A 19,763-nucleotide genomic window follows, 5' to 3' on the forward strand; every position below is an offset into this window, starting at 1 on the left:
CCCCTCGGACGAATGACCATCGTCGAATTCCGCTGGATCGGCAGCGCGATCCTTGGATCGTCGACGTTGCCCAGCACCGGTGCGCTCGGGATCGGCGGGGCCGCGCCCAGATACTCCCGCACCAGCTGGTCGATCGACGGCTCCGCATCAGGGTCCTGCAACCCTTGCTGCAACCGCAAATAACCGTAGCGCTGTTCGGTCAGCTTCCGGCTGTCGTCGGCGGTGCGCAAGATGGTCGGCCGGATGAAGATCATCAGATTGGTCTTGGTCCGCGACTTCGCCTTGGACCGGAACAGATTGCCGAGCGCCGGAATGTCCCCGAGCAACGGGATCTTCTGGATCGTCCGCCGCTCATTGTCGTCGAGCAACCCGCTGATCACCGCAATATCGCCATCGTCGACCGTGCGGACCGTCTCGACCTCGCGCTTGTTGAGAATCAGGTCGCTATTGTCGCTCGATACCGGCCCTGCGATCGAGCTGACTTCCAACCGGAGGTTGAGCTTCACCGTCCCGCTCGAATTGACCTGCGGACGCACCGTCAGTTCGATGCCGACATTCTGGCGCTGGGTGGTGCGGAAGGCATTGTCGAAATTGTTCGACAGCGCCTGCCCCGTGGTGATCGGGATTTCCTGGCCGACGAGGCTGTGCGCCTCCTGATTGTCGAGCATCACCAGATGCGGGACCTGCAACAGGTTCGACGTCGTGTCGCTCTTCACCGCGTTGATGATCGACGCGAAGATCGTGTCGCCGATCTTGCCGCCAAACCCGCCGAACCCGCCGCTCGCGCCGAGGATCGAACTCAGCGCGGACTGGGCGAGCGTATCGCTGACCGTGCTGTTGGTGCTGGTGGTGACGGTCGCGCCGTTGATCGTCGTCGTCGTCGTGTTGAGCTGCCGCGCCGCGACCGCGCCCGCGATCGTCAACAGGCTCGGCGCGGTGTTGGAGAAGCTCGACGCCGCGAACACCCCGCCCTTCAGATTGCCGATCGCGAATTGTGCGCCGAGTTGGCTCGCAACCTGGTCGGACACTTCGGCGACGATCGCCTCGACCAAGACCTGTTCGCGCCGGGTGTCGAGCTGGCGCACGACCTCCGACAATTGCCGCTGCACCTCCGCGGGCGCGGCGATGACGATCGCATTCGCCCCGACGAAGCGCGTGACGACCGCGGCGGTGCGCCCACCCTGCGTACTGATCGCGGCCTGCCCCGCCGTACTGCCGGGCGCGGTCGTATCCTGCTGCACCGCCGGGGTATTGGCCTGGCGCTGCGACGAATTATTCCCGTTGCTGCCGTTCTGGCTGTTGTTGCCGAAATTGGACTGGGACAATTGCTGGTTGGTGATCGGCGACGGCGTCTGCCCGACGAGCTGCTGCAACACCGGCAGCAATTGCTCGGCATCGGCATTCTCGAGGAAGATCACCTTGATCTCGGTGCCGTTCTTGGCGCGCCGATCGAGGTCCTCCGCGACCGCGACGAGCCGCGCCACGGTCGAAGCATCGCCGCTGATCGCCACCGAGTTGGAGCTTTGTACCGCGACCACGCTGGTACCGTTGCTGCTCGGTGCCGCAGCACCCCCGCCGGTGTTTCCTGCGCCGCCCCCGCCGCCGCCCTGCCCGGCGAGCGACTGGAGCGCGGTCGCGATCTCGCGCGCACCGGCGTTCTTGAGCGCCACCACGCGAGTCGAGGCATTGTTGGTATCGATCCGCCGCAGCACTTCGCGCACGCGCCGGACGTTGTCGGCGAAGTCGACGATCACGAGCGTGTTGCCGCTGCGATTGGCGGACACCGTGCCTTGCGGGGACACCAGCGCGCGCACCGTATCCACCGCCGACTGTGCGTCGACCGAGCGCAACCGGACGATCTCGGTGACGAAGCTGTTGCTCTGCGCCCCGCGCGCGCCGACGCGGCTCGGTTGCGATGCGGCGTTATCGATCGGCTGGATGCGGAAGCTGCCGTTGGTGGTCGGTACCGCGACCAGCCCGTTGGCGCGCAGCGTCGACAGGAAGATCTCGAAATATTGCGACTTGCTCACCGGGTGATCGGTGACGACCGTCACCTTGCCCTGCACGCGCGCATCGATGATGAAGGTCCGCCCGGTCACCCGCGCGGCATCCGCGATGAACGCGCGAATGTCGGCGTCGCGCACGTTCATCGTCTGCTGCGCAGTCGCGGCCCCGGCGCACGTCAGCGCGAGGACGGAAGCCAGTACGGGCCGGAGAATCAGTCTTTTCATTGACCCGCAATCGTAAGGGTAAGAGGAACGACCTGTCCGCCGCGTTCGACCAACAGGGATATGGCGCCGCCACGGGCAAGTTGCGGACCGAGCCGCTCGAGATCGGCCTGACCGCTGACCGGACGCCCGCCGATTTGCGTCACGATGTCGCCATCACGCAACCCCGCCGCGCGGAACGCTGCGCCGGATCCTTGCGACCGCACGGTCAACCCACTGACCTTGCCGCCGTCGATCCGCGGAATGAAGCCGATGTCGCTGCGCACCTGTGCGGCGGAAATGCCCTGCGGACTGGGCGTCGCGTTCGGAAGCGGCGGTGGCGGTGCGCCTGCCGACGCGGGTGCGTCCCCTCCGCCGACCAGCGGCGCCCCTGCCGGTACGACCGCTGGAGCGGGCGCCTGTTCGGCCTGCGTGATGAACAGATCTTCGCTTCGCCCGCCCCGCTCGATCGAGACATGGTCGAACGCGACCGCCTTGAGGATGACGCCCGGCGAAATCTCCTGGCCGACGCCGATGCTCTGCTGAACGCCGTCGGCACCCGCGATGATCGCCGATCCGCCGCCCTGCGCCTCGTCGATCCGGGTGCCGTACAGGGTGAGCTGCAACGTCGTCACGGCGGCGGGTCCGGCGGCATCCCCGCCACTGACGCGGAAAAACGGATCGAAGCCGCGCAGCAACGCTTGCGGCGACCCGGGGATCACGCCCTGTTCGGGTCGCCAGATTCCGACCGGACCAACCGGCGTCACCACGGCGTACACCAGCCGCGCGCATTGCAGCGCGAGCACCGCGATCAGAACGAGTTCGACCCCGGTATACACCGTCGTCACCGGAAGGCGTCGCAGAATGGCCCGCGCCCGCGCATCCAAAACCAAACGCATCCGCACATCTTCCTCGATCACGACCCTGCTAGGCGGCAAGCGTTACAGTCCGGCGACATAGCAGTTAAGCGCATATGGCACGACGCAAAGGTGGATAATACCCGGCGATTTGGGCAGAAGACACCGGATGACGACCCCGCCAAACTACGGTTCGGGAATGCCCGCGGACGCACTGGTCGCGCATTTGATCGCGCAACCCGGCGTTCAGCGCGTGCCGAGCCCCAAGCTTACGCTGTTCATCAAGCGCGGCTTTCTCGATCCGGCTATGTGCGCCGCCCTGTGCGAGTCGGTCGATGCGACGCGGCGGCCCTCGACGCTGTCCGATGCCAATGGCGATGCCGCCTTCCGCACGAGCGAGACCGGCGACCTCGATCCGCACGATGCGCTGACGATCGACCTCAACGCGCGGATCACCGCGCTGACCGGGCTCGATCCTATCCACGGCGAGCCGATCCAGGGGCAACGCTATGCGGTCGGCCAGGAGTTCAAAGGCCATACCGATTATTTCGAGCCCGATGGCATCGACTATCCGCGCTATTGCGGCATTGCGGGCAACCGCACCTGGACCGTGATGATCTATCTCAACCAGCCCGAAGCGGGGGGTGCGACTCGGTTCAAAGCGATCGACAAGATCGTCCAGCCCGAAACGGGCAAGCTGCTCGCGTGGAACAACCGCCGCCCCGACGGGACGCTCAACCCAGCAACGCTGCATCACGGGATGAAAGTCCGCGCGGGGACGAAATACGTCATCACCAAATGGTATCGCGAACGGCCCTGGGGATGATCGCGGCCCTCCCCCCGCGCCAGTGACGATACGGGCGCGAGGGGGACGCCGCATCAGAAGGTCGTGCTCAACCCGAGCGACAGGATACGACCAAGACGGTAGCGGTTGACGAACACCTGGTTGCCGTTGCTGAAGGTCTGGCCTTCCTGATAGCGCGTCCCGGTCAGGTTGCGCGCCTCGGCCTTGAGCTCCCACTGCCCGCCGGCGACCTTGAACCCCTGCCGCGCGACGAGATCGAGCCGGATGCCCGGCTTCTCAATGATGTCCGGCTGGAACCCGGTGCCGCTCAGGTTGGATGGGCCGCGGTTGGTCACGCGGTCGCTCGCGTAATTGAAGAGCAGCGTGATCTGCGACAGCGACGCCTTGTCCTCCAGCCCGACCTGGACGTTGACGAGATGTTCGGACTGCCCGGTCAGCGGCGCACCGTTGCGGAACTGGAGATTGGCCGGACCGAAGCCCGCGCCACACCCGCCCAGCGTCTGGTTGAGCACGTTGGGCACGCAGCTGCTGTCCGCGGTGATCTTCGACTTGGAATAGGTGTAGTTCGCGATGAACAGCGCGCGCCGGGTCGTGAAGAAGGTGCTGTCGAGGAAATCGAGCGGGAAATATTTCTGCAGCTCGACTTCGGCACCGTACAGCTTCGCCTTCGGCAGGTTGGTGAAACCGGTCTGCAACCGGTCATCTGCACCGGTGTAGAAACCGACCTGCTCGACCGGATTCTTGATCAGCTTGTAGAAACCGCCGAGCGTGAAGCGCTGGTCACGCGCGAAGAACCATTCGAAGCGGCCCTCGTAATTGTACAGCTCCGAATCGCGCAGCAGCGGGTTACCGAAGAACAGGCGATCCGACTCCGGATCGCGGAACTGCTGTGGTGCCAGTTCGCGGAACTGCGGACGCGAAATCGTCTTGGACCCGCTCGCGCGCAGCTGCATGTTGTTGCGGAAATTCCACGTCAGCGTGAGGGCTGGCAGGAAGTAATCGTTGTTCAGCCGCGTCGTGGCCGTACCGATCGGCGTAACGCGTTCGTCCGCGGTCTCGTAGCGCACGCCGACCGTACCGCGCACGCCATCGAGCAACTCGGCCTCGACCTGACCATACCCCGCATGGATGTTCAGCTTGGCATCATAGGCATAGGCGCCGAGCGGCGTCCCGAACTGGAGTTGCAGGTTGTTCGCAGCGATCGAATCCGCCCCGACCAGATAATCCGGCCGCAACAGGTTCCACGGATAGGCCGGCGCAGTGCCACCGCCGTCCGCGGTCTGATAGTTGAACTGCAGGCGGGTCGAAGTGCGGTCGGTCCCAGAATAATAATAGCCCGTCGAAAGCGTGACCGGCCGCCCGAGATCGAGCTTGTAAGTCAGGTCGCCCTGCGCGCTGTACAGATCCTCGTCGAGTTCGCTGAAGATGATCGACGCGAACGGCGAAAAGCGCCGCGTCGCCTGATACGCGCCATCGCACCGCGCGCCGCCGATGCCGTTCTGCTGCGTGGTCTGGATCGGCAGGCCGGTCGTCGTCACGTTCGAGCAGAGATAATCGAACTGCCGCTCGTACGGCGCATTCCGCTTCGAATTGGCATAGGCGCCACGAACGTCGAGATGCAGCGCGTCGGTTACCTTGAACTCGCCGACAGCCTGACCTTCGATCAGCTGACGCTCGAACCAGTTGGTGTTCTGCTGGAAACGGCGGCCGCTAGAATTGTTGTAGACGATCGCGGTCGATCCACGCCCCTGCTTAAGGGTGTCGTGGATATAGACGCCGGTCGCGCGGATCGTGTTGGGGCCGAACTCATAACCCAGCCCGAGCAGCGCGTTGGCGACGATCCGGTTGTCGGTCAGCAACGTGTTATAGTCGTTGCGCAGCGTCCCGTCGGGCGAGACCGAATCCTGCTGCTGCGTCAGGCGCGTGCGGAAGGTGTTGCTCGCGCTCGCCGAGGCGATCACGCCGATCCGATCGCTGCCGAGGTCGATCACCTTGCCGCCGCTGATCTCGCCGGAGAAGTTCGCTGGCAGGCTGTTGTTGCGCTGGAGCAGCGTCGTCCGCGCGTTGGTGAGCTTGGCGACCTGGTCGCTCGGGATGATGCCCGTCCCGCCGGGTGCATTCTTAATGAAGTCGGGCACGGTGCGCGTGCCGTCGTCATAGCCGGTCCAGTCGCTGCGCCCGCCCGCGTAGGTATAGCCGAGCTCGCTGGTCGTCACGGTGTCCGCCGCGATCGATCCGCCGAGCGAGATAAAGTCCTTCTTGGGGATCGCCTTGGTCGTCAGGTTGATGACGCCGCCGCCGAACTCGCCCGGATAGTTGACCGAGTAGGTCTTCTGCACCAGCGCCGACCCGACGATCGTCGTCGGAAAAATGTCGAGCGGGACCGAACGCCGCAGCGGCTCGGGGCTCGGCAAGGGCGAGCCATTGAGCATCGACGACGAATAGCGATCACCAAGCCCACGCACATAGACGAACCCGCCGCCGACGACGCTGAGGCCAGCGACGTGCGCGAGCGCGCCCGCGATGTCGCCTTCGCCGGTCCGCGCGATGTCCGCGCCCGACAGGACCGACACGATCTGCGGGGTGGAACGGATGACGTTGGGAATGTTGCGCCCGACGACGACGATGTCGGCGCCCTGGCTGGTGTCCATGCCGGGCGCCGAGACTTCGACCTGCTGCTCGGGGTCACCCGCCTGGTCGGCGGCGGGGGTGGCCACCGGATCACCCGCGCTCTGCGCCGAAGGTGCGGCAGCGGGTGGTGGCGTAGTCGCGGCGGGGGCCGGAGCGGTCTGCGCAAGCGCCGCGGGCGACACCAACGTGGAAGTAAGAAGAAGGAGTGTCCCGAAGGCAAGGCGCTTCTGCATGGCCTGTATTCCCGATCGAATTTTCATAGGCAAATGCCGGGGCGGCGCGTAAGCGGCCGCCCCGGCATCAACTTGGCGATGGTCCCGAGGCTAGCGTTCAGCGACCTTGGCAGGAGAAGTAGATCGAGTTGAACACCGGCGGCCCGACATCCTGCAGCGCGGCATCGGCCGGACGGATCGTCGTGCGACCACCCGCGGTCTGCTCGCCCGCAATCAGGTTGATGCATGCGACGGTCGCCGGGGTCTTCACCACGCCGTTGACGAAGGTCATGTCCGCACCGCCACGCAGACGGATCGCTGCCGGGGCGAGCGCGGTCTGGAGGAAGGTGAAGTTGGCGTAGCGGCCGAAGGTGCGCGGCAGCAGGTCCTCGGCGTTGTTCGAGTCGATCTCGGTCGAGAAGGAGTCGGCGGTCGCGCCGATCGTGCGCTGTGCGGTGATCATGAACTGGATGAAGCCGCGGAAGCCGTTGTCGATGTCGAAGCCGTCATCGTCGGCGCCGGTCATCACCATATACTTCATGTTGGTCGTGCCGCCGAAGATCTCGACGCCGTCATCCGCCGAATTGTGGCTCTGGACGTGGTCGATCGTCGTGCCCGACCCGGTGCCGCCGAGCGTCAGGCCCTGCAGTTCGTTGCCGTCGCTGATCGCGATGCCGCTGTAGCGGATCTGGACATACTGGAGTTTGCCGCTGCTGTCGGCGGCCGTTGGGCCACCATAAAAGCGCCCGGTGACGCCTTCGATCGCCTGCTGGCAGGTCGTGCTGCTGCCCGCCGCATTGTTCGGCCCGGTGCCGGTGGCGCAGACGCCGACCGGTGCGCGACCGAGAATGATCACGCCGCCCCACTGGCCCTGCGTCGCATCGCTGACGCCGTTGCTGGTGAGGTTCTGCTGCGAGGTGAAAATGATCGGGTTGGCGACCGTGCCGACCGCGTTGATCTTCGACCCGCGATTGACGAGCAGCAGGTCGTTGGTCGTCTCGGACGAATCCGCCGCGATCACGACGCCCGGCTCGATGTTGAGCACTGCGTTGTTATCCGCGCCGGTCGTGCCGACGTCGGTCCCGACTTCGGTCTGGCCGCGCAGGCGGTAGAACACGCCCGCGATCTTCGGCAGGTTGAGCGTGCCGCTGATGACCGACGGCAGGCGGCAGGCGCGGAACGTCTGGACCAAGCCGTCGTCGGTCGTGCCGGTCGGGCATGCCGCCGTCGAACCGCCCGTGCCGACCGCCGGAACCGCGGTGCAGCGCGCGCCGCTGCCGCCGAATTCCGCCGACGTCGAATTGCAGGTCCAGCCCTGGAAGGCGGTATCGGTCGGCCCGTTGAGCGCGCCGACATAGTTGGTGCTGGTGAAGAAGCTGTTGATCGTCGACGGGTCGAGCGCGGTCGTCAGCGATGCCGCGGTCGTCGGGTACACGCCGTTGAGCATGTTGGTGCCGCTGACATTGTTGTTTGTGCCGGCGTTGACGATCGCGAGTTGCTCGTCCGCGGTGATCGAAATGCCATTGACCGGCGTGACGGCGGCGAACTGCGCGGCAGTGATCGCTGCGGTCGGCGTCGGTGTCGGCGTGGGCGCTGGCGTCGGGGTCGGCGCGGGCGTGATGACGACCGTCCCGGCGCCCGGCGATGCCACGTCGTTCGCGCCACTGCACGCGCCCAGTGCAGCGGCGGCGGTGGTCACCAGAAGAACGGTGCTGAAACGGTTGAAGTTGGCCATTGGTCACTCCCGAATACGATAATCGTTGTGCGAGGGCATTTTTGCCCTGATCGATTCGGAACCCCCTTATCGACCCTGACGCTGCCGTTAGGGACGGGAGATGACGGCTTGATGTGGGTTTAGGGTCAGATTCGTGACACTGATGTTTCGGATCGATGACGCTCCACCTGACGGACTTTCCACCAGTTCCAAATCAACTGACCCACGATGCTGCCGTTTCATGGGCCGTTGCTTGATGGACGACCGCGCCAGGCGCGTTCGACGGCGCTCCCGGAGGATAGATGAATCTCATCCCTGCAAGAGCACGATCGGGACACCGACGATTCTTCTGAAAACACCGGCTGGCTACCTGAGACGGTCCGGTCGCAACGGCTCGACACGCTACTTATAGCGGTCGGCTTCTTTTCCCTGCCTCATGCCGCGCGCGGGGCGGCGGCCCTCGCCTAACAGTACTAACGCCGCAGGGAGAATGACAGTGGACGATACGGCAAGTTTGGCTGAGCCGGCGCACGACACGAATGATCGCGATGTGCCAATTTCGGCCCAGCAGCCTGCGAAGACCTTCAACTACGCGCGAGAGCGAGCGATTGGTATCGCGCTGCAAACGCGCCCAACGGCGGTCCCGGAGGAGATTATCTCGGCGGCGCGCAAGTTTGAGAAGTTTCTCGCCAGTGACCCGGTCGACGGTCCATCGTTCGCTGACGGCATACGGGCAGCGTTGATTGTTTTACAGGCGTCCACGCGCGGACTGGATCGAAGCGAGGAGCCATATCGGATCCTAAAGCGCAACATCGACGCTATTACCGAAACATACTTGTAACGCTCGGTTAACGCCCCGTTCTTGGCGTATACCAGGATCGCGGTTTGTATGAAAAAGGCCACCAACTCGCCGAGCTGGTGGCCTTTTCTAATGGTGGGCGCGGCAGGGATTGAACCTGCGACCCCACCCGTGTGAAGGGTGTGCTCTACCACTGAGCTACGCGCCCGTTGCCTGTGTCACGCTTGGCGACCGGCGAAACGGATCGGGGCGGCCGACGCCGCCCCGTTGCATGCGTCCTTAATCCGGTCGAACCGCGCTTTGCAAGCGCTGCCGTCAGGAAAAACGCAGGATCTTAGTTGACCGAGTCCTTCAGACCCTTGCCGGCCTTGAACTTGGGCTGCGACGAAGCCTTGATCGTCATCGGTTCGCCGGTGCGGGGGTTGCGACCGGTCGACGCCTTGCGCTTGCTGACGGAGAACGTTCCGAACCCGACCAAACGGACTTCGTCGCCTGCCTTGAGCGCAGCCGAGACGGCGTCGAACACGGCTTCGACGGCTTTGCTCGCATCGCCCTTCGTCAGTCCCGACGTATCGGCTACCGTTGTGATCAGCTCTTGCTTGTTCATCGCCACCAAACCCCCGTTACAATTAGAAAAATGAGTACCAGCCCACCGGACCGCCGCGCATAAAGGCGGGTACCGGGGGGGCTGTCAAAACAAAAAGTAGGCTTTTGCTGTCAGCGCTTTGCCGAATGCGACCATCCGATTGCCGCGTAAGACCTCAGCGCCGGGTGAAGTGCATCAATGATGCACTTCACCCCCAACTGCCGGAACCCCTGCTGGGGGCTGCGCCGCGAGATCATCCGCTTCACTCCATTCGATCGCCTCGAGTGGGCCGGTCAGCGCCAAACGAAGGACTTCGTCGACATGCGACACCGGAACAATCTTCAAACCATTGAGGATATTATGCGGAATCTCTGCGAGGTCTTTCTCGTTCTCCTGCGGGATCAATACGGTGGTGATTCCGCCCCGTAGCGCAGCCAACAACTTCTCTTTCAACCCGCCGATCGGCAGCACCCGACCGCGCAAGGTCACCTCGCCGGTCATCGCGATGTCACGCCGCACCGGTACGCCGGTCAGCGTCGAAATAATCGCGGTGACGATCCCGATTCCCGCCGACGGACCGTCCTTCGGCACCGCGCCTTCGGGCAAATGGATATGGACGTCCTTGCGTGCGAACACGCTCGGCTTGATTCCATAAGACGGCGAGCGCGCCTTGATGAAGCTGAAGGCGGTTTCGATCGACTCTTTCATCACGTCGCCGAGCTTGCCCGTGATCTTGGCCACACCGCGACCCGGCACGGTGACGCTCTCGATCGTGAGCAACTCGCCGCCGACCTCGGTCCAGGCGAGACCCGTGACCGCACCGATCTGATTCTCCTCTTCGCCGAGTCCGTGGCGATACTTTTTGACGCCCGCGAAGTCGGACAGATTGTCCGCCGTGATCGTGATCGCGGTGTCCTTGTTCTCCAGGATCCGGCGCAACGCCTTGCGCGCGAGCTTGGCGATCTCGCGCTCGAGCGTGCGGACCCCGGCTTCGCGTGTGTAATATTGGATCAGCGCGCGCAGACCTTCGGTGGTCAGCGTGAACTCACCGGGCTTCAACCCGTGCGCCTCGATCTGCTTGGCGATCAGGTGGCGCTCGGCAATCTCGACCTTCTCGTCCTCGGTATAGCCTTCGAGCCGGATAATCTCCATTCGGTCGAGCAAAGCCTGCGGCAAATTGAGCGAATTCGCCGTCGTTACGAACATGATATCGGACAAATCGACGTCAATCTCGAGATAATGGTCCTGAAACTTACCATTTTGCTCGGGGTCGAGCACCTCGAGCAGCGCCGACGCCGGGTCGCCGCGGAAGTCCTGGCCGAGCTTGTCGATCTCATCGAGCAGGAACAGCGGGTTCGACGTGCCGGCCTTCTTGAGGTTGGTCACGATCTTGCCCGGCAACGAGCCGATGTACGTCCTTCTATGTCCACGGATTTCCGCCTCGTCGCGGACGCCGCCCAGCGACTGGCGGATGAACTCGCGCCCAGTCGCCTTCGCGATCGACTTGCCGAGCGAGGTCTTGCCCACGCCGGGAGGCCCGACGAGGCACAGGATCGGCCCCTTCAGCTTGTTGGTCCGCGCCTGAACCGCGAGATATTCGATGATCCGGTCCTTGACCTTCTCGAGCGCATAATGGTCCTCGTCGAGCACCGCTTGCGCCGCGGAAATATCCTTGCGGATCTTGGACTTCTTGCCCCACGGCAAGCCCAGCAGCACGTCGAGGTAGTTGCGCACGACGGTCGCCTCAGCGCTCATCGGCGCCATCGTCTTGAGCTTTTTCAGCTCCGACGTCGCCTTGGTCCGCGCTTCCTTCGACAGCTTGAGCGTAGCAATCTTCTGCGTCAGCTCGGCGATCTCGTCGCCCTCGCCTTCCTCGCCCTCGTTGCCGAGTTCGCGCTGGATCGCCTTCAATTGCTCGTTAAGATAATATTCGCGCTGGGTTTTCTCCATCTGGCGCTTAACCCGCGACTTGATCTTCTTCTCGACCTGCAAGACGCCGAGCTCGCCTTCCATGAAGGCGAACACCATCTCCAGCCGCTTGACGGGATCACGCTCCACTAGCAGCGCCTGCTTGTCGCTGACCTTGACCTGAATGTTCGCAGCAACCGCGTCGGCCAGCTTGCTCGCTTCCTCGATCTCCCCCAACTGGACCGCCGTTTCAGCGGGCAGCTTGCGGTTGAGCTTCGCGTAATTCTCGAACTGGTCGACGACCGATCGCATGAGAGCCGCGGCTTCCGTGCTTGGCGCTGCGGGCTCGTCCTCGGTTTCCTCAGCGTCGATCATCTCGACCTGCGCGGAGAGATAGCCTTCCGTCTCAGTGAGTTCGGTCAGCGAGGCGCGCCGCTTGCCTTCCACCAGAACACGCACGGTCCCGTCGGGAAGCTTGAGCAGTTGCAGCACGGTCGCGGTGACGCCGATATCGTAGAGATCATCGCGGGCGGGATCGTCCTGGGCCGGATCGAGCTGCGCGACGAGGAAGATCTCCTTGTCGCCGGCCATCGCCGCCTCGAGTGCCGCGACCGACTTGTCGCGCCCGACGAACAACGGGACGATCATGCTCGGGAACACGACGATGTCGCGCAACGGCAGGACGGGGAAAGAATGCGGGGCAGGAACGTGCGTCATGGGTACTCCGGGGGCGCGCCACTCAAGCGCGTTCTTCCTTTATATGGGGCTAGCGCCGCCGCCATCAATCGTCACGCGATTTTGCAGCGGTGCAATGGCCCCATCATGCCGCGTCATAGCCGGTCGCGACATGGTTGCGCATCGGGATCTTTCGACTCCGGATTGAAAGATTGGGCTTATTTTGGTTTTATCGTGAGCTGTCGCGATCGCTCGGGTTGCCGATCTGCTTAAAGAAGGTTAGGTTATTTAATAAGACCACAATAATACCGGGGAAGTAGCGATGCGACGTTGTGCCAAGTTCGGACCGCTGACCGCGCTCGCGACAGCACTGGCGATCATCGCCGCAAACACGATCGCTCCCTCGGCAGCCACGGCCCAACCCGACGCGGCATCGTCGCGCCTGCCCGAAATTTTCCCCGCGCCCGTATCGATGACGCTCGGCGCGCGCAGCTTTGCACTCGGCGAGGCGGTGGAACTGGTAGCCGCCCCTGGAACCGAAGCCGGTACGCTCACGCTGCTCCGGCAAATCCTGACGTCGGCCGGTGTCGAAACGATCACCACCGCGAAAACCCGGTCTGCAAGGCCTGATGTCACGCAGATCCTGGTCGGGCTGGCTAGTGCGCCCCAGATTCGCGCGACGCTTGGTCGCAGCGGAACCGTCGTCGACGACCACGCCGAAGGCTATACCATCGCGATCGTTCCTGCCGGGCGTGCGGGCAAGGTCACCCTCGCGGGGCACGATGGCGATGGCCTGTTCCATGCGGTCCAGACGTTCCGCCAGCTCGTCCAGCGACAACGGCTTCCAGCGCTCGTCGTCCAAGATCATCCGGCCATGCCGATCCGCGGCACCATCGAGGGATTTTACGGCAAACCCTGGTCGATGGCGGAACGTTCGAAGCACCTCGACTTCCTCGCCACGGTCAAGGCGAACACCTACGTCTATAGTCCGAAGGACGATCCCTTCGCCCGCGATCGCTGGCGCGAAGCCTATCCCGCCGCGACGCTGCAATCGCTGGGTGCACTGGTTGCGACCGCGCGGCGCAACCATGTCGACTTCGTCTATGCGGTTTCCCCAGGCCCGTCGGTCTGCTTCTCGGATCCCGCCGATGCGCAAGCGCTCGAGCGCAAGTTCGCTGCGCTGCGAACGATCGGCGTGCACAGCTTCTACGTCGCGCTCGACGATATCGAATATAAGAAGTGGAATTGTGCGCGCGACCAGACCGCTTTCGGCGCGTCCGGCGCCGAGGCCGCAGGGGTGGCGCAGGCGCGACTGCTTAACGCGGTGCAGGCGCATCTGATCGCGACCGACCCCGCGTCGCGCCCGCTGATCATGGTGCCGACCGAATATTACGACGCGAAGGAAACGCCTTACAAGGCGGCGCTTAGAAAGACCCTCGACCCGCGTGTCGTCGTGCAATGGACCGGCACCGATGTCGTCCCGCCCGCGATCTCCATCCCGGATGCGCGGACGGCGACCAAGGCGTTCGGTCGAAAGACCCTGTTGTGGGACAATTACCCGGTCAATGATTACGCGCAGACCACCGGACGCCTGTTGCTTGCGCCCTATGCGCGGCGCGAGGCGGGCCTTTCCGGCGAACTGACCGGAATCCTGTCCAATCCGATGAATCAGGAGGCACCGAGCCGAGTCGCCGTCACGGGTGTCGCGGCATTTGCGTGGAACGACACCGGTTATGATGCCGAGCGGACGTGGCATTTCGCAGCGCGAGAGCTTGCTGGCGGCGATGCGCGCGCAACCGCTGCGTTGCTGACCTTCTTCGATACGCAGCATATGGCGCCGACGTTCGGAAGCCAGCCATGGCAGGAACAAGCCCCGCGCTTGAAGGCGACGCTGGATGCCGTGCGCGAAGCGATCGCCAGCGGCGACCAGACCGCATGCCACAAGGCCATCGCCACGTTGACCACGCAGGCCGACGCGTTGACCAATGCTCCCGACGCAATTCGCGCAGGGGTTGCCGACCCGAGCTTCGCACAACAGGCGCGACCGTGGCTCGACGCGATGCAGCTCTGGGGCCGCGCCTTGCAGTTGACCGCGGCGGGGCTCGACGCGGCGGAGAGCGGCAACACCGCCGCCTCGCGCTATTTCACGGATGCCGGCAAGTTGGCGGCGCAGGCGGCGGCAGTCCAGAGCATCCCCGGCGCGACTCGCTTCGACGGACCGATCAAGATCGCCGACGGTGTGCTCGATCGCTTCGTGAAGGATGCGCCTTCGCTGATTGCGCAGTGAGGGTCGGTCAGGCCGTCGTTTCCCAGATGGCGGGTCGAGACATCACCCGCCGCTAGGCGCAACTTCGAGCACATACGCCACGCCGGGAATAGCGAGCTCGACGCCCGTTGGCGCCAGCCGCCCCGTCTGGTCGATTGCGAGCGTCGTCACCGTCTGCGATTTCTCATGCGCCACGACCATCGTCTGCCGATCCTCGAGCAACAGGAAAAATCGGGGATACGCACCCCCGCTCGCGATATGCTCCAGCACGGTCGGCACACCGTCCGCATCCAGAGCGAACACTGCGATGCTGTCATGCCCCCGGTTCGAAACGTAGAGCCGCGTCCCGGCAGCGTTGATCGCGACATGCGCAAGGATACTCTCGCCGGTCCAACCATCGGGCAGCGTCGACTGGATGCGCGGGTTGCCGAACGTTCCGTCGTCGGCGCGGTCCAGCGTCGTCAGGGTGCTCGCCAGCTCGCTGACCAGATACGAACGCGCCTGCAGATGCGGATGCAGCAGCAGATGCCGTGGCCCGGACCCCGGCGGCGCAGCGTATGCGATGCGCGGTTCGCCCACCGCCCCCGCCGCGTCGATCGCAAAGGCAAGCACTGCGTCGGTCCCGAGGTCGGTCTGGTACAACCACCGACCGTCCGGGCTGAACCCGACCCAGTGGGCGTGGGGCCCTTCCTGCCGTTCGACGTTCGGCCCGATGCCGCGGTTGGCGCGGACGTGCACGGTGCCTTCCGGCAAACCACTGCGCGGATCCAGCCGAACTACCGACACGCTACCGCTCGCGTAATTCGCAACCGCGAGCAGCGTCCCGGCGGGATTGAGCGCGACATGGCACGGCGCGCTCCCCCCGGTTTCGACCGAGGCGAGCTTGTCCCACCCGTCCGTCGTGTGCCGGAAAACCCCGACGCGCCCGACAGCGCCTTCGTCGACGATGTAATGCAGCGCATGCCGCGCCAAATGGACGCTGAAGGATGCGTTGGGCGCGTCACTATAGCCGTTCCCGACGCGCCACCCTTCGCCATCACCGGGCCAGAGCGGGTGCACCCCCTGCCCGCCGCCGCCGGCATAGGTTCCGACAGCAAGGACAGGCACGGCGGTGGAGTCGGTCATGGCGCAATCCTGTGCTTCGATCTCAATGCTTCCGCCCGATTGGCCCATACCGGAGAGAATGCAGCGGACGCAGGTGCGTTCGCGCCGGTTTGTGCGTATCACGCCAGCAGGCCGCTTCCGTGCGGTCACGATCCTGGAATTTCAAGGGAGTTCGGTTCGGCATGAAGGTGTCTCGGGTTGCAGTCGTGCTGGCCTCTCTGGCGTCGGTCGCCGCCGCGCACCCGCAGGACACGCTCCCCGGCAAGGGCGAACCCGCGATCACGGCCCAGACGCAGAAGTCGGGCGGGCCGATCGATCCCGACCAGCAGAAACTCACCTTCGCCGCGGCCGACCTCGCGTTCGAGGTGCTGCCCGATACGCAGACGCTGCGCGGTGTCGCAACGCTCGACTTCGCTGCGCGCGCGCCGCTCGATCGGCTCGTGGTCGATCTGGACCGCAACCTCCCGGTCGATGCGATCACGATCGACGGCACCCCGCTGCCGCGCGATGCGTGGAGCAACCCTGAAGGCCAGTTGCGGATCGCGCTGCCGCGCCAAGTAGCGACCGGACGTCACGTGATCGCGCGGATCGTATACGGCGGGCAACCGCATGTCGCGGTCAACGCGCCGTGGGATTCGGGGATGGTCTGGTCGAAGACGCCAGACGGTGCGCCGTGGTTCGCGACGACGGCGGAGGGCATCGGTTGCGACCTGTTCTGGCCGTGCCTCGACTTTCCGTCGGGCAAGCCGGGCGTCGTCACGGTGCACATCACCGTACCCAAGGGCCTCAAGGCACCCTCCAACGGCATCCTGCTCGGCGTGGATCAGCTTGCCGATGGCCGGTCCCGCTGGAACTGGCGAATCAAGCGCCCGACGACCTACGGCATCGCGCTCAACGTCGGGCCGTATGAGGAGATCTCGGGCGTCTACAAAAGCCGCTACGGCAACACGATCCCGATGTTCTACTGGTACCTCCCCGGCGAGGCGGAGCAGGCCCGCGCGCTGTTCGCGGAATTCGCCCCGACGCTCGATTTCTTCGAAAGCAAAATCGGGCCGTACCCGTTCGGCGGCGAGAAGGTCGGCGTGGTCGAAACGCCGCACAAGGGCATGGAACACCAGACGATCAACGCTTACGGCAACGGCTATGCGCAGGCGCCCGAAGGGTTCGACTGGCTGTTCCAGCACGAATTCGCGCACGAGTGGTTCGGCAATCAGCTCACCGCCGCCGATTGGGACGATTACTGGCTCCACGAAGGCTACGCGCAATATATGCAGCCCTTCTACGGCCGCTGGCGCGAGGGCGAAGCGCGTTATGCGGTCATGCTCGACGATCAGCGCAACCGGATCGCCAACTTGCGGCCGATCGTCTCGGGCACGGTCCGCACCGAGGAGCAGGTGTACGAGATCGCCAAGGGCGGCCCCGGGCAGGACATCTATTACAAGGGCGCGTGGATGCTCCATACGCTGCGCGACCTGATCGGTGACCGCGCGTTCCGCGACGTGACGCGGCTCGCGGTCTATGGCCGGCTCGATCCGCGTCCGGGCAATTTCGCGCCGCGCTATGGCAGCACCGCCGAATACGAACGCTTCGTGCGCCGGGTCACCGGGAAGGACTATGGGTGGTTCTTCGACGTCTACTTGCGCCAAGCTGCGCTGCCGCAGCTGGTGGAAACGCGCGGCGCGGGCCGGCTGATGCTGCGCTGGGACGCGCCAGGCGGGCGCCCCTTCCCGCTGCCCGTCGAGGTGCAGGTCGGATCGCGGATCATCCGGGTACCGATGACGGCTGGGGTCGGCAGCGTGGCGGTTCCGGCAGGAACGCACGTCGTCATCGATCCGAACGCGCGCGTCCTGCGCCGCTCGGAAGCGGTCGAACGCTATCAGGGTTGGCGCGACGCGCAGGTGCGCAAAACGGCACCTGCGCGCAACTGACCGATGCGAACGGTCCCGTTCAGAACCCGCTGGGCGCGGGCGATACGGTGATCGTCGTCCCGCCGCGAATCTCCTGCACTTCCAGCGCGCGCTCGGCGACGCTGTCGCGACCGAAGCGGAAGGCGCCGTCGATCCCGGAGAAACCACCGCGATCGCGCAGCCGGTCTTCGGGGAAGGTCGCCGCCATCGGCCAGTCGCGCATGATGCGGATCGTCAGCAGCACCGAATCATACCCCAGGCTCGACAGGCGGAACGGTGCCGCCCCGAAGCGTGCGCGGTATTTGGTGGCATATTGCCGATACAGCCCATCCGACACGCTCGCGAACCAAGCGCCTTCCAGCGCGGGCTTGCTCGCGATCGAACTGTCCGAATTCCACAATTCGGTACCGAGGATCCGCGCGCCGCCCATCCCGTTGCGCCGCAGCACCGGGACACCCGCCGCCGCCGCATTGCCGCCGTCGGCGATCAGCACAGCCTGATACGGCGCGCTCTTGGCCATCCGCGTGATTGCGGCGCCCATCGATCCGGTAACGCGGTCATAGGTCTGGAGCGACCCGACTCGCCCGCCCGCAGCCTCGACCGCGCGGAGGAACGCGGTGGACGCACGCTCGCCGTAAACGCCGTTGGGGACGAGCCCGCCGAAGCTGCTGACGCCGTGCGCGGTCGCATAATCAACCACGCGGCCGATCGACTGCGCGGGGACATAGCCCATCAGGTACACGCCGTTGCCCGCCGCGGTCGTGTCGTTCGAATAACTCACCACGGGGACATGCGCCTGCCGCGCGATCGGCGCGACCGCCCGGACGTCGTCGGCGAGCAACGGCCCAAGGATCAGCTGGTTGCCATCCGACAACGCGCGCTGCGCCGCCGCCGCCGCGCCGGGCGCGGTGTCATACGTCGTGATGCGGACCGATTCGTTGCGTGAATCAAGCAGCGCGAGCTGAGTCGCATTCGCGAGGCTGCGCCCGACACCCGCGTTATTCCCGCTGAGCGGCACCAGCAGCGCGACGCGGTGGCGTGCGGTGTCGGTGGGGATACCTTGTTCGACCACCGGCTGCTGCGGCTTGCTGGGGCGCGGCGCCGCCGGACCGGGGCGCGGGACGGCTCCGCGCGGCACGACCGTCTGGCACCCGCTGAGCACGACCGCACCCGCCACCAGCGTCGCTTGCGAAAGCCGCCTTATTCCGCTGCGCCGTTGCGCCCCTGTGTCCCGCTCTGCCATGACCGCTCCTGATGACCAATGATCTTTCCCCGGGCCTCTACATCGTTGCCACCCCCATCGGCAATCTCGGTGACCTGTCGCCGCGCGCCGCGCACATCTTGAGCCATGCCGCTGTGATTGCGGTGGAAGACAGCCGCGTAACGGCGAAGTTGCTGCATCACATCGGAGTCCGGCGCCCGATGGTGCCGTATCACGACCACAACGCCGAGGAGGTCCGCCCCGGCCTGATCGCGCGGATGGGGATGGAACCGGTCGCTTTGGTGTCTGACGCGGGGACGCCGTTGATCTCGGACCCCGGCTACAAACTGGTGCGCGACGCGCGCGCGGCGGGGCATACGGTGTGGACGATCCCGGGGCCGTGCGCGGCGGTGGCGGCACTGACGCTGGCGGGCTTGCCGACCGACCGTTTCCTGTTCGTCGGTTTCCTGCCCTCCAAAACGCAGGCGCGCGCCGCCGCGATCGCCGAGGTGGCGACGATCCGCGCAACGCTGGTCCTGTACGAATCCGGCCCACGGCTCGGGGCGACGCTGGCGGCGCTGGCCGAGGGGCTCGGCGACCGCGAGGCGGCGGTCACGCGCGAGATCACCAAGCATTTCGAGGAAGCGGTAACGGGAACACTGTCGATGCTCGCCGCGCGCTACGCCGACGCTCCGCCCAAGGGCGAGATCGTCGTGGTGGTGGCACCGCCGGGTGCGCCCGAAGCCGCCAGCGCCGAGGACGCCGACACCGCGCTGGCCGAAGCACTCACTCGGCTGTCGACCGGCCAGGCGGCGAGCGAAGTGGCCAAGAAGCTCGGGCTGGACCGAAAGACATTATATGCAAGAGCGCTGGAATTGAAGGCGTGAGCGA

General features: G+C 65.1%; 13 protein-coding genes and 1 tRNA gene. 5 read left to right on the top strand and 9 right to left on the bottom strand.

What is annotated here, in order from left to right:
• Together gspD and QBJ92_RS19440 are read right to left on the bottom strand one after the other, a co-directional pair.
• Positions 1-2,231, bottom strand: a 2,231-nt coding sequence (gspD, locus tag QBJ92_RS19435; protein WP_277971337.1) for a type II secretion system secretin GspD, incomplete at its 3' end; no start/stop codon positions are given.
• Positions 2,228-3,106 carry a type II secretion system protein N gene (locus QBJ92_RS19440; protein ID WP_277971338.1) on the bottom strand — a complete coding sequence of 293 codons (879 nt, stop codon included), beginning with the start codon at positions 3,104-3,106 and terminating at the stop codon, positions 2,228-2,230. The genes QBJ92_RS19440 and gspD, both read right to left, overlap by 4 nt.
• Positions 3,107-3,233: 127 nt before the next feature.
• On the opposite strand from QBJ92_RS19440, the gene QBJ92_RS19445 reads away from it, so the two are divergent.
• The gene (locus QBJ92_RS19445) at positions 3,234-3,890 is read left to right on the top strand and encodes a prolyl hydroxylase family protein (RefSeq protein ID WP_277971339.1); all 657 of its coding nucleotides are present in this window, start codon (positions 3,234-3,236) and stop codon (positions 3,888-3,890) included.
• 53 nt (positions 3,891-3,943) lie between these two features.
• Here QBJ92_RS19445 and QBJ92_RS19450 read toward each other — a convergent pair whose 3' ends face one another.
• The gene (locus QBJ92_RS19450) at positions 3,944-6,733 is read right to left on the bottom strand and encodes a TonB-dependent receptor domain-containing protein (RefSeq protein ID WP_277971340.1); all 2,790 of its coding nucleotides are present in this window, start codon (positions 6,731-6,733) and stop codon (positions 3,944-3,946) included.
• Between the two features lie 97 nt (positions 6,734-6,830).
• Positions 6,831-8,447 carry a hypothetical protein gene (locus QBJ92_RS19455; RefSeq protein ID WP_277971341.1) on the bottom strand — a complete coding sequence of 539 codons (1,617 nt, stop codon included), beginning with the start codon at positions 8,445-8,447 and terminating at the stop codon, positions 6,831-6,833.
• A gap of 475 nt (positions 8,448-8,922) precedes the next feature.
• Here QBJ92_RS19455 and QBJ92_RS19460 point away from each other — a divergent pair, with 475 nt between their 5' ends.
• Entirely contained in the window at positions 8,923-9,267 is a 345-nt protein-coding gene (locus tag QBJ92_RS19460; protein ID WP_277971342.1) for a hypothetical protein, read from the top strand.
• 91 nt (positions 9,268-9,358) lie between these two features.
• Here QBJ92_RS19460 and QBJ92_RS19465 read toward each other — a convergent pair.
• From QBJ92_RS19465 to lon, 3 genes are all read right to left on the bottom strand, one after another.
• A tRNA-Val gene (locus tag QBJ92_RS19465) sits at positions 9,359-9,433 on the bottom strand.
• 126 nt (positions 9,434-9,559) lie between these two features.
• Positions 9,560-9,832 (bottom strand): HU family DNA-binding protein, encoded by a 273-nt coding sequence (locus tag QBJ92_RS19470; protein ID WP_277971343.1) that lies wholly within the window; start codon positions 9,830-9,832, stop codon positions 9,560-9,562.
• 174 nt (positions 9,833-10,006) lie between these two features.
• Positions 10,007-12,436: an endopeptidase La gene (lon, locus tag QBJ92_RS19475; RefSeq protein WP_277971344.1), complete on the bottom strand. Its 2,430-nt coding sequence runs from the start codon at positions 12,434-12,436 to the stop codon at positions 10,007-10,009.
• A 280-nt stretch (positions 12,437-12,716) separates the two neighbouring features.
• Here lon and QBJ92_RS19480 point away from each other — a divergent pair, with 280 nt between their 5' ends.
• A complete protein-coding gene (locus QBJ92_RS19480; RefSeq protein ID WP_277971345.1) occupies positions 12,717-14,681 on the top strand; it encodes a beta-N-acetylhexosaminidase family protein in 1,965 nt (654 codons plus the stop codon).
• Between the two features lie 42 nt (positions 14,682-14,723).
• On the opposite strand, the gene QBJ92_RS19485 is transcribed toward QBJ92_RS19480, so the two are convergent.
• Positions 14,724-15,785 carry a lactonase family protein gene (locus QBJ92_RS19485; protein ID WP_277971346.1) on the bottom strand — a complete coding sequence of 354 codons (1,062 nt, stop codon included), beginning with the start codon at positions 15,783-15,785 and terminating at the stop codon, positions 14,724-14,726.
• 161 nt (positions 15,786-15,946) lie between these two features.
• Between QBJ92_RS19485 and QBJ92_RS19490 the strand changes: the two genes are divergently transcribed.
• A complete protein-coding gene (locus tag QBJ92_RS19490) occupies positions 15,947-17,692 on the top strand; it encodes a M1 family metallopeptidase (protein WP_277971347.1) in 1,746 nt (581 codons plus the stop codon).
• A gap of 19 nt (positions 17,693-17,711) precedes the next feature.
• On the opposite strand, the gene QBJ92_RS19495 is transcribed toward QBJ92_RS19490, so the two are convergent.
• The gene (locus tag QBJ92_RS19495; RefSeq protein WP_277971348.1) at positions 17,712-18,914 is read right to left on the bottom strand and encodes a penicillin-binding protein activator; all 1,203 of its coding nucleotides are present in this window, start codon (positions 18,912-18,914) and stop codon (positions 17,712-17,714) included.
• Between the two features lie 11 nt (positions 18,915-18,925).
• Between QBJ92_RS19495 and rsmI the strand changes: the two genes are divergently transcribed.
• Entirely contained in the window at positions 18,926-19,759 is an 834-nt protein-coding gene (gene rsmI / locus QBJ92_RS19500) for a 16S rRNA (cytidine(1402)-2'-O)-methyltransferase (RefSeq protein ID WP_277971349.1), read from the top strand.
• The last annotated feature ends 4 nt before the right edge of the window (positions 19,760-19,763 follow it).

The sequence above is a fragment of the Sphingomonas echinoides genome (assembly GCF_029623395.1).
Classification (GTDB): Bacteria; Pseudomonadota; Alphaproteobacteria; order Sphingomonadales; family Sphingomonadaceae; genus Sphingomonas; species Sphingomonas echinoides_A.

Bases quoted from the DNA above. Each gene is read 5' to 3' on its own strand.
- QBJ92_RS19490 (WP_277971347.1), top strand. From the start codon at position 15,947: ATGAAGGTGTCTCGGGTTGCAGTCGTGCTGGCCTCTCTGGCGTCGGTC.
- QBJ92_RS19440 (WP_277971338.1), bottom strand. From the start codon at position 3,106: ATGCGTTTGGTTTTGGATGCGCGGGCGCGGGCCATTCTGCGACGCCTT.
- QBJ92_RS19495 (WP_277971348.1), bottom strand. From the start codon at position 18,914: ATGGCAGAGCGGGACACAGGGGCGCAACGGCGCAGCGGAATAAGGCGG.
- QBJ92_RS19455 (WP_277971341.1), bottom strand. From the start codon at position 8,447: ATGGCCAACTTCAACCGTTTCAGCACCGTTCTTCTGGTGACCACCGCC.
- lon (WP_277971344.1), bottom strand. From the start codon at position 12,436: ATGACGCACGTTCCTGCCCCGCATTCTTTCCCCGTCCTGCCGTTGCGC.
- QBJ92_RS19445 (WP_277971339.1), top strand. From the start codon at position 3,234: ATGACGACCCCGCCAAACTACGGTTCGGGAATGCCCGCGGACGCACTG.
- QBJ92_RS19485 (WP_277971346.1), bottom strand. From the start codon at position 15,785: ATGACCGACTCCACCGCCGTGCCTGTCCTTGCTGTCGGAACCTATGCC.
- QBJ92_RS19480 (WP_277971345.1), top strand. From the start codon at position 12,717: ATGCGACGTTGTGCCAAGTTCGGACCGCTGACCGCGCTCGCGACAGCA.
- QBJ92_RS19450 (WP_277971340.1), bottom strand. From the start codon at position 6,733: ATGCAGAAGCGCCTTGCCTTCGGGACACTCCTTCTTCTTACTTCCACG.
- rsmI (WP_277971349.1), top strand. From the start codon at position 18,926: ATGACCAATGATCTTTCCCCGGGCCTCTACATCGTTGCCACCCCCATC.
- QBJ92_RS19470 (WP_277971343.1), bottom strand. From the start codon at position 9,832: ATGAACAAGCAAGAGCTGATCACAACGGTAGCCGATACGTCGGGACTG.